This is a genomic window from Haliea sp., from assembly GCF_040222615.1.
In the GTDB taxonomy this organism is placed as follows: domain Bacteria; phylum Pseudomonadota; class Gammaproteobacteria; order Pseudomonadales; family Halieaceae; genus Haliea.
In genome coordinates this window covers 1-12,429 of sequence record NZ_JAVKCQ010000012.1, presented here as the reverse complement: position 1 = coordinate 12,429, position 12,429 = coordinate 1, and the positions used below count along the sequence as shown (strand labels likewise).

12 protein-coding genes are annotated in these 12,429 nt (G+C 65.7%); 10 read left to right on the top strand and 2 right to left on the bottom strand.

Annotation, left to right across the window (positions count from 1 at the left end; genetic code table 11):
• On the top strand, positions 1-1,014 hold a 1,014-nt coding region (locus RJQ10_RS00835; protein ID WP_350142652.1), incomplete at its 5' end, for a penicillin-binding transpeptidase domain-containing protein.
• Between the two features lie 28 nt (positions 1,015-1,042).
• Here RJQ10_RS00835 and RJQ10_RS00830 read toward each other — a convergent pair.
• Positions 1,043-2,305 (bottom strand): malic enzyme-like NAD(P)-binding protein, encoded by a 1,263-nt coding sequence (locus RJQ10_RS00830; RefSeq protein WP_350142650.1) that lies wholly within the window; start codon positions 2,303-2,305, stop codon positions 1,043-1,045.
• A 152-nt stretch (positions 2,306-2,457) separates the two neighbouring features.
• Complete coding sequence (gene rpmE, locus RJQ10_RS00825) at positions 2,458-2,673, bottom strand: 50S ribosomal protein L31 (protein ID WP_350142648.1); 216 nt, start codon at positions 2,671-2,673, stop codon at positions 2,458-2,460.
• Positions 2,674-2,851: 178 nt separating this feature from the next.
• Between rpmE and RJQ10_RS00820 the strand changes: the two genes are divergently transcribed.
• The 9 genes from RJQ10_RS00820 to RJQ10_RS00780 all read left to right on the top strand — a co-directional run.
• Entirely contained in the window at positions 2,852-5,050 is a 2,199-nt protein-coding gene (locus RJQ10_RS00820) for a primosomal protein N' (RefSeq protein ID WP_350142646.1), read from the top strand.
• A 107-nt stretch (positions 5,051-5,157) separates the two neighbouring features.
• Positions 5,158-6,843: an arginine--tRNA ligase gene (gene argS, locus RJQ10_RS00815; protein ID WP_350142644.1), complete on the top strand. Its 1,686-nt coding sequence runs from the start codon at positions 5,158-5,160 to the stop codon at positions 6,841-6,843.
• Positions 6,844-6,845: 2 nt separating this feature from the next.
• Entirely contained in the window at positions 6,846-7,415 is a 570-nt protein-coding gene (locus RJQ10_RS00810) for an SPOR domain-containing protein (protein WP_350142642.1), read from the top strand.
• Positions 7,416-7,506: 91 nt separating this feature from the next.
• A complete protein-coding gene (gene hslV, locus RJQ10_RS00805) occupies positions 7,507-8,046 on the top strand; it encodes an ATP-dependent protease subunit HslV (RefSeq protein WP_350142640.1) in 540 nt (179 codons plus the stop codon).
• A 12-nt stretch (positions 8,047-8,058) separates the two neighbouring features.
• Positions 8,059-9,384, top strand: a complete 1,326-nt coding sequence (hslU, locus tag RJQ10_RS00800; protein WP_350142638.1) for an ATP-dependent protease ATPase subunit HslU — start codon at positions 8,059-8,061, stop codon at positions 9,382-9,384.
• 17 nt (positions 9,385-9,401) lie between these two features.
• Positions 9,402-9,794: a gamma-butyrobetaine hydroxylase family protein gene (locus RJQ10_RS00795; protein WP_350142636.1), complete on the top strand. Its 393-nt coding sequence runs from the start codon at positions 9,402-9,404 to the stop codon at positions 9,792-9,794.
• Positions 9,795-9,849: 55 nt separating this feature from the next.
• Positions 9,850-10,599, top strand: a complete 750-nt coding sequence (gene ubiE, locus RJQ10_RS00790) for a bifunctional demethylmenaquinone methyltransferase/2-methoxy-6-polyprenyl-1,4-benzoquinol methylase UbiE (RefSeq protein ID WP_350142634.1) — start codon at positions 9,850-9,852, stop codon at positions 10,597-10,599.
• 1 nt (position 10,600) lies between these two features.
• Complete coding sequence (locus RJQ10_RS00785; RefSeq protein ID WP_350142632.1) at positions 10,601-11,242, top strand: ubiquinone biosynthesis accessory factor UbiJ; 642 nt, start codon at positions 10,601-10,603, stop codon at positions 11,240-11,242.
• The coding region (locus RJQ10_RS00780) for an AarF/UbiB family protein (RefSeq protein WP_350142630.1) at positions 11,239-12,429 on the top strand (1,191 nt) is incomplete at its 3' end. The genes RJQ10_RS00785 and RJQ10_RS00780, both read left to right, overlap by 4 nt.

The following is a 12,429-nucleotide window of genomic DNA, read 5'->3' as shown; positions in this document are numbered from 1 at the left end:
GTCTACAGTGCAGCGCTGGAAGCCGGCTTCACTGCCGCCAGCATTATCAACGATGCGCCGGTGGTGCTGCAGGACACCTCCCTGGAGGATGTCTGGCGCCCCGAAAATGACGGCGGTCGCTTCTACGGTCCCACCCGCCTGCGCTGGGCCCTGACCCAATCCCGCAACCTGGTGTCCATACGCCTGCTGCAGCAGATCGGGGTGCCCCGGCTGTTGCGTCACGTAGAACGGTTTGGTATCGACACCAGCGAATTTGCACCGGACCTGTCCCTTGCCCTGGGCACGCACGTGATGACGCCACTGGAACTCGCGACCGCCTACTCGGTACTCGCCAATGGCGGCTACGCCGTGAAGTCCTGGCTGATTGAACGGGTCGAGGACATCGATGGCAACACCCTATACCAGGCCACGCCGCCCACCGTCTGCCGGGACTGCGCAGACGATCCCGAGCCCGGGGAGCGAGAACTGCGGATGGAGGAGATCCTGGCTGGCGTGCCAGAGACACCCCGGGCACCGCGCGCCGAGCGGGTCATGGAGGAGCGCGCCAACTTTATCCTCACCAGCATCCTGCAGGACGTCATCAAGCGCGGCACCGGCCGCCGGGCGCTGGCCCTGGGCCGCGACGACCTCGCGGGCAAGACAGGCACTACCAACGGGCCGATGGACGCCTGGTTCTCGGGTTACAACAGGGATGTCGTCACCACTGCCTGGGTGGGCTTTGACAACTATACGCCGCTTGGTCGACGGGAATTCGGTGGCACCGCGGCGCTGCCGATCTGGATAGATTATATGCGGGGCGCGCTGCGCGACAGCCCGGATGTCGAGCCGCCGCTGCCGCCGGGCATCGTCCATGTACGCATTGACCCCGACACGGGACTGCTGGCCCGCCCGGGCCAGGACAATGCCATCTTCGAATACTTCCGGGAAGAAGAGGTACCGGGCCAGACCGGCGACGGCGAGCAGCCCGGCGCTGATCGCAGGACCAACGAAGAACTGATCAAGGATATCTTCTGAGGGACAGCAGCATGGCTGTCCCGGTATTTCAGCGCGGGGCGCCCATGCTGGGCGCGTAGCCTTCCGGATAGGGTATCCGCGACACTCCGCTGTCGACGGCGGCCCGGGCGACCGCAGGCGCGATGCGCTCCAGCAGCCTGGGGTCCACCGGCTTGGGAATAATGTAGCGCGGACCAAAGGACAACTCGGATTCACCGCAGGCGCTGAGCACCGAGGCCGGTACCGGCTCCCGCGCCAGCTCACTGAGTGCCTTGACCGCGGCGATTTTCATCGCCTCGTTGATCGCACTCGCGCGCACGTCCAGGGCACCGCGAAAAATGAAGGGGAATCCAAGCACATTGTTGACCTGGTTGGGATAATCCGAGCGACCGGTGGCCAGGATCAGGTCGTCCCGCACGCTGTGCGCCAGCTCGGGGCGGATTTCCGGGTCGGGATTGGAGCAGGCGAACACTACCGGCCGGTCAGCCATCGACAGCAGCATGTCCGCACTCAACAGATCCGCCCCGGAGAGCCCGACGAAAACATCGGCACCCTTGACCGCATCACTGAGGCTGCGCTTGTCGGTGTTGTTGACGAACTCCTGCTTGTAAGTGTTGACGCCCTCGCGGCCCGCATAGATCACCCCGCGGCGATCAAGCATGTAGATATTCTCCTGCCTGGCACCCATGCTCAGCAGCAGACGCATACAGGCAATGGCCGCGGCGCCGGCTCCCAGGCAGGTAATCACCGCATCTTCCAGCCGCTTGCCCTGGATCTCGAGCGCGTTGATCATGCCGGCGGCAGTGACGATGGCGGTGCCATGTTGATCGTCGTGAAAAATCGGAATGCTGCAGCGACGCCCCAGCTCCGCTTCGATCTCGAAGCACTCGGGGGCCTTGATGTCCTCGAGGTTGATACCGCCAAAGGTATCGGCAATGTTGGCGACCGTATCGATAAAACTTGTCGCGTCTTCGGTATTCACCTCGATATCCACCGAGTTGATACCGGCGAAGCGCTTGAACAGCAGCGCCTTGCCTTCCATCACCGGCTTGCTCGCCAGTGAACCCAGGTTGCCAAGGCCCAGCACGGCAGTGCCGTTGCTGATAACTGCCACGAGATTGCCCTTGCCGGTGTAGCGATAGGCGGCCTCGGGGTCGGCGGCGATCTCCCTGCAGGGTTCGGCAACCCCCGGACTGTAGGCCAGGGCGAGGTCGGCCTGGGTCTCGGCGGGCTTGGTCAGCTCGATGCTGATTTTTCCAGGCACCGGCCCGGAGTGATAATCCAGTGCAGCCTGTCTGAAATCATTGCTCATAATTATGGTCGCGCTTTTCGAGGCACCTGCGAGAAAGTCGAACGAGAATATAGAAAAGATCCCGGCCTCACAAGCCGCATCAAAAAAGCCGGGCTCCTTGCGGAACCCGGCTTTCGTATGCGCTGCGACATGCGCAGCCGACCGCCACAACCCTAGCGGGAAGCGCCGCGAGCACCAAAGCGCTTCTTGAAGCGATCTACCCGACCACCGGTGTCCATGACTTTCTGCTTGCCGGTAAAGAAGGGGTGACACTGCGAGCAGACGTCGACATGGAAGTCTTCGCAACGGGTCGAACGGGTGGTGATGACGTTGCCGCAGCTGCAGGTTGCCGTGACCGCCTCGTATTTCGGATGGATATCTGCTTTCATGGTGTTGCTCCTGTGTATTGGCGCCGCCACCCGATCCCGTCGGGCACCGCACCGGACTTGTGGAGATAGCGCGAAAAAATAGGCGCGCATAGTACCAGACACAGCGCCGGACGCAAGCCTTCCCGGTGCTGTACTATTACCTGCCCCGCAACCGCCAGCCACGCCCATGAGAGGCGCAATGCCAATACTCCGCCTCGCCATTCCGACTCCGCTGCGCTCCCTGTTCGATTATCTGCCCCCGGCACAGCTGTCCGCGGCAGAGATCGAGGCGCTGCAGCCGGGGTGCCGTTTGCGGGTCAACTTTGGCCGTCGGCAGCTGCAGGGCTACCTGGTTGAAGTTGCCGCCGACAGTGAAGTGCCCGGATCGGCCCTCAAGGAAGCCCGGGAGTTGCTGGATACCGAGGCGCTCCCGGCGCCGACCGTGCTGCAACTGTGCCTGTGGGCGGCGGACTACTACCAGCACCCCCCGGGCGAGGTGCTGGAACTCGCGTTCCCCCCCGGATTGCGCGGCGGCAAGCCGCACCAGCCCCCCGGAGCTTCGGCCTGGACCCTCAGCCAGCGTGGCAGGGGCCTGCCCGACGGGGCGCTGGGGCGATCGCCGCGGCAGGCCGAGGCACTGCAGCTGCTGCAGCAGGGCGGTGCTGTGGCGGGCACGGTATTCAGGGAAATGGGGATCAGCACCGCCATCCTGCGCCAGCTGGAACAAAAAGGCCTCGCTGAACGCTGCACGCTGCCACCCCCCGCCGTGACCGCGCAAGCGGGGCCCGGACTGGCGCTCAACCCGGACCAGGCAGCGGCGGTGGCCGGCATACTTGCCGGTTACGGCAGTTTCGCCAGTCACCTGCTGGAGGGCGTGACCGGCAGCGGCAAGACCGAAGTTTACCTGCAGTTGATTGCCCACTGCCTGCAGCAGGGGGACCAGGCGCTGGTGCTGATTCCGGAGATTGGCCTGACGCCACAAACTCTGGAGCGGTTCCGAACCCGCTTTGGCCAGGGCATCGCCGTGCTGCACTCGGGTCTCAATGCCACCGAGCGCTACGCGGCCTGGGAAGCGGCCCGCACTGGCGCCGCCGGTATCGTCATCGGCACCCGCTCGGCGATATTCACCAGCCTGCAGCGTCCGGGTCTGATCATTGTCGACGAGGAACACGACAGCTCGTTCAAGCAGCAGGACGGCTTCCGCTATTCCGCCCGCGACCTGGCGGTAAAGCGCGCGCAGATCGAAAACTGCACCGTGATCCTGGGCAGCGCCACCCCGGCGCTGGAAACACTGCACAACGCCCTGCAGGGCCGCTATGGCCACCACCAGCTGGCCCTGCGCGCGGGCAGCAGTGAGCTGCCGGAGATCGCCGCCATCGACGTCCGCCGACAGGAACTGCAGGGCGGCATGTCCGCTGAGCTGCGCGAAGCCGTGCGCACCACTCTTGCGGCAGGCCACCAGGTCCTGCTGTTCCTCAACCGGCGCGGCTATGCGCCAACGCTGCAGTGCCACGACTGCGGCTGGATCGCCCAGTGCCGGGCCTGCGACGCAAGGCTGACCGTGCACCGGCGCCAGCGCCGCCTGCGCTGCCATCACTGCAGCGCGGGCGAAAGCCTGCCAAGCCGCTGCCCGCAGTGCCACGGCAACCGCCTGCTGACCAACGGCCTGGGCACAGAGCAGACCGAGGATGTCCTGCGCCTGCAGTTCAGCGCCTGGCCGGTACACCGGGTCGACAGCGACTCCATGCAGGGCCGCGGGGCCATGCAGGCCCTGGTGGATGAGGTCGGCACCGGGCTACCGTGTATTCTCCTCGGCACCCAGATGCTGACCAAGGGTCACCATTTCCCGGGGGTAAACCTGGTCGCGGTGATCGACGCCGATGCGCTGCTGTTCAGCGCCGATTTCCGCGGCGAGGAGCGGATGGCGCAATTGCTCACCCAGGTCGCCGGCCGGGCAGGGCGCGCGGGTGACGCCGGCCGGGTGCTGCTGCAAACCCACTACCCGGATCACCCGGTGATGCAGGCCATGCTGCAGGAAAGCTATGCGGTCCAGGCGCGGAGAATGCTGGAGCAGCGTCGCCAGAGCGGCATGCCGCCCTGCGGCCGCCTGCTGCTGCTGCGCACGGACAGTGCGGACGCCAGCACCGGGGAGGCGTTCCTGGGCGCGTTGCGGCGCAAGGTCCAGGACCAACTGCCCGCGGGTTGCCAGCTGATCGGGCCACTGCCCTCACCACTGCAACGCCGGGCTGGCAAGTTTCGCAGCCAGCTGCTGGTTACCGCGGCGGATGTGCGCCACGCTCAGCGCGCGGCCCGGCTGCTGGCGGCGGAGGCAACGCAGCTGCCGGCGCGCAACGGCCTGAACTGGTCCATCGATGTTGACCCGCTGGATCTGGGCTGAACCGGCATCACTCTGGCCATGGGCAACCGTTTACGGCGATAATGCGCGCCTGCCGGGCCGCGCCGTCGCGGCCCTCGCCACTCACACAGCAGGTAAGCTTCCCCGAAATGAAGGAACAACTGTCACAGCTGATCCAACAGGCACTGGACTCGCTGGTCGCAGCGGGTGAACTGCCCGCGGATACGCGGCCGGAGATCAGTATCGACCGCACCCGGGATCCCAGCCACGGTGACCTGGCCAGCAATATCGCCCTGACCCTGGCGAAAAGTGCCGGCAGGAAACCCCGCGACCTGGCCGCGATGATCTGCGCGGCACTGCCCACAGCCTCTTTCATCAGCAAGACCGAGATTGCGGGTCCCGGGTTCATCAATTTTTTCCTCTCCAGCAGCAGCAGCCAGGCCGTGGTGCAACGAGTTCTCGAGCAGGGCGGCCAGTACGGTTGCTCCGGCACCGGCGCCGGCCGCCGGGTGCAGGTGGAATTTGTCTCCGCCAACCCCACTGGCCCCCTGCATGTAGGCCACGGCCGCGGCGCCGCGGTCGGCGACAGTATCTGCCGGTTGCTTGCCGCCACCGGCTGGTCGGTCGCCAGTGAGTTCTATTACAACGACGCCGGTGCCCAGATCAGCAACCTGGCGCTGTCGGTGCAGGCGCGCTGCCACGGACTGGGACCCGATGACCCGGAATGGCCCGAAGACGGTTACCGCGGCGGCTATATCCAGGACGTGGCCAGCGCCTATCTCGCCGGTGAAAGGATCGACGCCGAAGACCGCCACGTCTCCGGCCTGGGCGACCCCGACGATCTCGACGCGATCCGCGAGTTTGCCGTGGCCTACCTCCGCCGGGAGCAGGATCTCGACCTCAAGGCCTTTGCCGTGCATTTCGACCAGTACTTCCTGGAATCGTCCCTGTACGACTCGGGGGAGGTCGAAGCGACGGTGGCCAGGCTGACCGCCAATGGCCACACCTACGAAGAGGACGGCGCACTGTGGCTGCGCACCACCGCTTTCGGAGACGACAAGGACCGGGTGATGCGCAAGCGCGAGGGCGGTTATACCTACTTCCTGCCCGATGTCGCCTACCACTTCAACAAGTGGCAGCGCGGCTTCGAACGGGTGATCGACGAGCAGGGGGCGGATCACCACAGCACCGTGACCCGGGTCCGCGCGGGACTGCAGGCCCTGGAGGCAGGTATTCCGGAAGGCTGGCCCGACTATGTCCTGCACCAGATGGTGACGGTCATGCGCGACGGCAGCGAGGTCAAGCTGTCCAAGCGGGCCGGCAGCTACGTGACCCTGCGCGACCTGATAGACGAGGTGGGCTGCGACGCCACCCGCTATTTCCTGGTGGCCAGGGCACCGAACTCGCAGCTCACCTTCGACATCGACCTGGCCATGTCCCAAAGCAATGACAACCCGGTCTACTATATCCAATACGCCCATGCCCGGGCCTGCTCCATGCAGCGCAAACTGGCGGAACAGGGTTGGGACTGGGTGCCAGAGCGGAGCCTGGCGGCGCTGGAGCGGCTGCAGGAAGACCACGAAAAGGCGCTGCTAAAGCGCCTGGACCAGTACCCCGAAGTCGTGGCTGGCGCGGCGGCGGCCAGCGAGCCGCATACCATTGCCAACTACCTGCGGGAGCTGGCCGGTGAATTCCACTCCTGGTACAACGCCCACAAGGTGCTGGTGGAAGAACAGGATCTGCGCGATGCGCGCCTGGCTCTGGGCGAAGCCGTGCGCCAGGTCATTGCCAATGGCCTGCGGCTGTTGGGCGTAAGCGCTCCGGAGACCATGTAACCATGGCCCGGGACTATGCCAGGGGCAGTCGCAGCGGGGCGCGCAGGAAACCCCAGGCCGCCAGCCGCACCCCCACCCAACCGCGCGCCAATCCCTGGCGCTGGTACGGTGCCGGAGTCGCCACCGGGGTTTTCCTCAGTCTGCTGCTCTACCTGGGCACACTGCCCGCAGGCACCGATCCCGGTGTGGCCACCGGCCCGGCAACCGCCAGCACCGAGGAAACGCCACCGAAGCCGCGGTTCGATTTCTACACCGTGCTGCCGGAACAGCGCATTGACGTCGACGTCGAGCCCGCCCAGGTTGCGACACCGCGCACCGAGACCGCGCCACAGGGCGAGACCTACCTGCTGCAGGCCGGCTCTTTCCGCCAGCGCGAGGACGCGGACCGGCGCCGGGCGGAACTGCTGCTGCTGGGGCTGGAGCCCCGGGTGGAGGAAGCCAGCGGCGAGCACGGGCGCTTTTTCCGGGTGTACCTGGGGCCGTTCCAGGCCCATGCCGAGATGAGCCGGGCTCGCGGGCTGACTGCGGCGCAGAATATCGACACCCTGCTGATGAAGCGGGACAGCCCCTGATCCAGTTTCCCGGCCCGCCAGGGCCACCCCCGCCCGCCGCGCTTGAATTCCCGCCAGCACCCCCCATATCAACCGCAACAGGAGACAGATTGTGGAACAATACAGAGGCACAACCATCCTGTCGGTACGGCGCGGCAACAGCGTCGTGATCGGCGGGGACGGCCAGGTATCCCTGGGCAACACGGTCATGAAGGGCAATGCCCGCAAGGTCCGCCGGCTGCACAAGAACCAGGTGCTGGCGGGTTTCGCCGGCGGGACAGCGGATGCTTTTACCCTGTTCGAGTTGTTCGAGGCCCAGCTGGACAAACACCAGGGCAATCTGGTGCGCTCCGCGGTCGAACTGGCCAAGGCCTGGCGCACCGAGCGCGCCCTGCGCCGGCTGGAGGCCCTGCTGGCGGTCGCCGACAAGGAAACCTCCCTGATCATCACCGGCAATGGCGATGTGATTGAGCCGGAGGACAACCTGATCGCGATCGGCTCCGGCGGCCCGTTCGCCCAGTCGGCGGCCCGGGCACTGCTGGACAACACCGAACTCGATGCCCGCAGCATCGTCCAGAAGGGCCTGAACATCGCCGGCGACATCTGCATCTACACCAACCACAACCAGACCATCGAGCAACTCGACTACTAGGCGGCACGCACAATGTCCAACATGACTCCGCGCGAGATTGTCCACGAGCTGGACAAGCACATTATCGGCCAGCAGGACGCCAAGCGGGCGGTAGCCATCGCCCTGCGCAACCGCTGGCGCCGCATGCAGCTGCCCGACGCACTGCGCGCGGAAATTACCCCCAAGAATATCCTCATGATCGGCCCCACCGGGGTGGGCAAGACCGAGATCGCCCGCCGCCTGGCGAAGCTCGCCAACGCCCCCTTCGTCAAGGTCGAGGCCACCAAATTCACCGAGGTCGGCTACGTTGGCAGGGACGTGGAATCCATAGTCCGCGACCTGGCGGATGTGGCGGTCAAGCTGTACCGGGAACAGGAAATGGAGCGGGTGCGGTTCCGCGCCGAGGAAGCGGCGGAAGAGCGGCTGCTCGATATCCTGCTGCCGCCAGCGCGGGACACCGACGACAGCAGCGCCGGCAGCGGCACCCGCCAGTTGCTGCGCAAGAAGCTGCGCGAGGGCGAACTGGACGCCAAGGAAGTGGATGTGGAACTCGCCGCCGGCAACCCCGGGGTGGAGATCATGGCGCCTCCCGGTATGGAAGAAATGACCAACCAGCTGCAGAGCATGTTCTCCAACCTGTCGCGACAACAGCGCAAGACCCGCCGGATGCCGGTCAAGGCCGCGTTCACGGCCCTCCGCGACGAGGAAGCCGCCAAGCTGGTGAATGAGGAAGAGCTGAAGCAGAAAGCCATCCGCGAGGCGGAGCAGAACGGGATTGTCTTTATCGATGAACTGGACAAGGTTGCCAAACGCGGCGAGACCGGCGGCGCCGACGTCTCCCGGGAGGGGGTGCAGCGAGACCTGCTGCCGCTGATCGAGGGCTCCACCGTAACCACCAAGCACGGTGCGATAAAGACCGACCACATCCTCTTTATCGCCTCCGGCGCGTTCCACCTGGCCAAACCCTCGGACCTGATTCCGGAACTGCAGGGCCGGCTGCCTATCCGGGTGGAGCTGGATTCCCTCAACGCCGATGACTTCGAGCGCATCCTAACCGAACCGGACGCCTCCCTCACCGAGCAGTACCAGGCCCTGCTGGCCACGGAAGGTCTGCAGGTGGAGTTCACCCCGGACGGCCTGCGACGCATCGCCGAGACCGCCTGGCAGGTCAACGAGAAAACCGAGAACATCGGCGCCCGACGCCTGCACACCGTCATGGAGCGCCTGCTTGAAGAGGCGTCCTTTGCCGCGGCCGACGCCGGTCTGCAGCAGCAGGCCCTGAAAATCGATGCCGACTACGTCAACGCACAGCTGCAGGCCCTGAGTGAAGACGAAGACCTCTCACGCTTCATCCTCTGAACCGACGGAAGCCCGCCATGACAGCTAGCGCCGTACGACCGCTGGAAATTCACCTGCACCGCAAATCGCGGGAGCTGGAACTGGTGTACCCGGGGGAGCAGCGCTACCGCCTGAGCTGCGAGTACCTGCGGGTGCACTCGCCGTCGGCCGAAGTGAAGGGCCACGGGCCGGGCCAGGAAGTCCTGCAAACCGGCAAGATCGGGGTGAACATCGCAGCCATCAAGCCTGTCGGCCACTACGCCCTGCAGCTGGTGTTCGACGACGGCCACGACACCGGCCTGTATTCCTGGGACTACCTCCACCAACTGTGCACGCAACAGGAAACCCTGTGGCAGGACTACCTGGACCGGATGGCCGCCGCCGGCGCCAGCCGCGATCCCCAGGTACAGGTCATCAACTTCCAGCCCTGACCGGGCGCAGACATCGCGCTACAATACGCGGTCAGCTGTTGTCGGCGGAGGCCGCATGAGCAAGAAACGCACCACCCATTTCGGCTACAAGGAAGTTGAAGAGGACGCCAAGGCGGGCCTCGTTGCCAACGTCTTCCATTCCGTGGCCGCCCGCTACGACCTCATGAACGACCTCATGTCCGGCGGCGTGCACCGGATCTGGAAGCGCTTCACGATAGAGCTGAGTGCCGTGCGCACGGGCCAGTCGGTACTCGATATCGCCGGCGGCACCGGTGACCTGGCGGCGAAGTTCGCCGACATTGTCGGCCCCAGCGGCCGGGTCGTGCTGGCAGACATCAACGAATCCATGCTGCAGGTGGGGCGGGACAAGTTGATTGACAGCGGTCACCAGGGCAACCTGGAGTATGTGCAGGCGGACGCCCAGTACCTGCCATTCCCGGACGACAGTTTTGACTGTGTCAGTATCGCCTTCGGCCTGCGCAACGTGACCGACAAGGACCTGGCACTGCGCTCGATGTTGCGGGTACTGAAGCCCGGCGGGCGCCTGCTGATCCTGGAGTTTTCCAAACCCACCAGCGAACTGCTCGGCAAGGCCTACGACGGCTACTCTTTTCGCGTGCTGCCGCTGATGGGCAAGCTGGTGGCCGGCGACAGCGAAAGCTACCAGTACCTCGCGGAGTCCATCCGCATGCATCCCGACCAGGAGACCCTGCTGGGGATGATGGAGGATGCGGGCTTCGTCAATTGCGAATACCACAACCTGACCGGGGGCATCGTTGCCCTGCACCGGGGCTTCAAGGCCTGACATGGCCGCCGGCCTCGATCCCACCGTCACCACGGCGGTACTGGCGGCGCTGGAAGCGGCGCTCAATCGGGCCCTGGCGCTGGACCCGGTCGCCCGGCGCTCACTGGCGCGACTCGCGGATCGCAGCTTCGCCATCGAATGTACCGAGCCGGCTGTCGCCGTCTACCTGCAACCGGGCGCAGAGCGGGTGCGGCTGCTCGGTTATCACGATGCCCCGGTGACCACGCGGGTCACCGGCACCGCCAAAGACTTCGTTGAACTCGCCAGCTCCAGCGACCCCGCCGCGACCCTGATCAATGGCAACCTGGCCCTGCAGGGTGACAGCGCACCGCTGATCGAGCTGCAGAAAATCCTTGGCCGCCTGGACCTGGACTGGGAGGCACCGCTGGTGGAAACCCTGGGTGACGTCGCAGGCCACCAGCTGGCCGAGCTGCTGCGGGCGGCGGTCAGCAACGGCCGGGTGGTCGGTCGCAGCCTGCTGCGCCAGCTGGAGGAATTTGTTCACGAGGAGGCCCGCCTGAGCCCGCCGCGGCTGGAGATCGAGGATTTTTATGCCGACGTGCAGGCCCTCGAGCAGCGGGTCGAGCGCCTGCAATCGCGGCTGGCGAGGCTGCGCAAGCGTATCGCGCAGGCCACACCGTGACCGCCGGCCCTTTCAGCCGCAGCCGTCGGCTGCTGCGCATCCTGCACATTGCCGGTCGCTATCGACTGCAGGAGTTCATCGACACGGACAGGCTGCCCGCCCTGCCGCGCACCCTGCTGCGCCTGTCCCCGTGGCGGGCCGGAAAGGGTCCGGACCCGGGTCGCGGTGCGCGCCTGCGCATGGCACTGGAGGAACTGGGCCCGGTCTTTATCAAGTTCGGCCAGTTGCTGTCGACCCGCCGGGACCTGCTGCCGGCTGACATCGCCGATGAGCTGGCCAGGCTGCAGGACAAGGTGCCACCGTTTGACGAGGCGCTGGCCGCCGGCATCATCGAGACCGCCCTCGGCCAGCCGATCACGACCCTGTTCGCGCGGTTTGAACAGTTGCCCCTGGCGTCGGCCTCCGTGGCCCAGGTACACGGCGCCACCCTGCACGGCGGCGAGGATGTCGTGGTGAAAGTGCTGCGGCCCGATATCCGGCCGGTCATTACCCAGGACCTGGCACTGATGTATACCCTGGCGCGGCTGGTACAGCGCTACCTGCCAGACGGCAAGCGACTGCGCCCGGTCGAGGTGGTGGCGGACTACGAATTGACCATATTCGACGAGCTGGACCTGCGGCGGGAGGCTGCCAACGCCTCCCAGTTGCGGCGCAATTTCGAGGGCAGCAAGCTGGTGTATGTGCCGCAGGTGTACTGGGACTTCACCCGCAGCAACGTGATGGTATCGGAACGCATTGCCGGTATTCCGGTCACCGACGTCGAAACCCTGGAGGCCCGGCACACGGACCTCAAACTGCTGGCGGAGCGCGGGGTGGAGATCTTCTTCACCCAGGTGTTCCGGGACAACTTCTTCCACGCCGACATGCACCCCGGCAATATCTTCGTGGATGCCGGCGATCCGGCGGACCCGCGCTATATCGCGGTGGATTGCGCCATTGTCGGCAGCCTCAGCGACGCCGACCAGTACTACCTCGCGCGCAACCTGCTGGCGGTGTTCCGCCGCGACTACCGGGAAGTAGCCGAGCTGCATGTGGAGTGTGGCTGGGTGCCTCCCACCACCCGGGTGCAAGACTTCGAGTCCGCCATGCGCGCTGTCTGCGAACCGGTGTTCGAGCGCCCCATCAGCGACATTTCCTTCGGCCAGCTGCTGATCTACCTGTTCAGTACCGCGCGCCGCTTTGATATG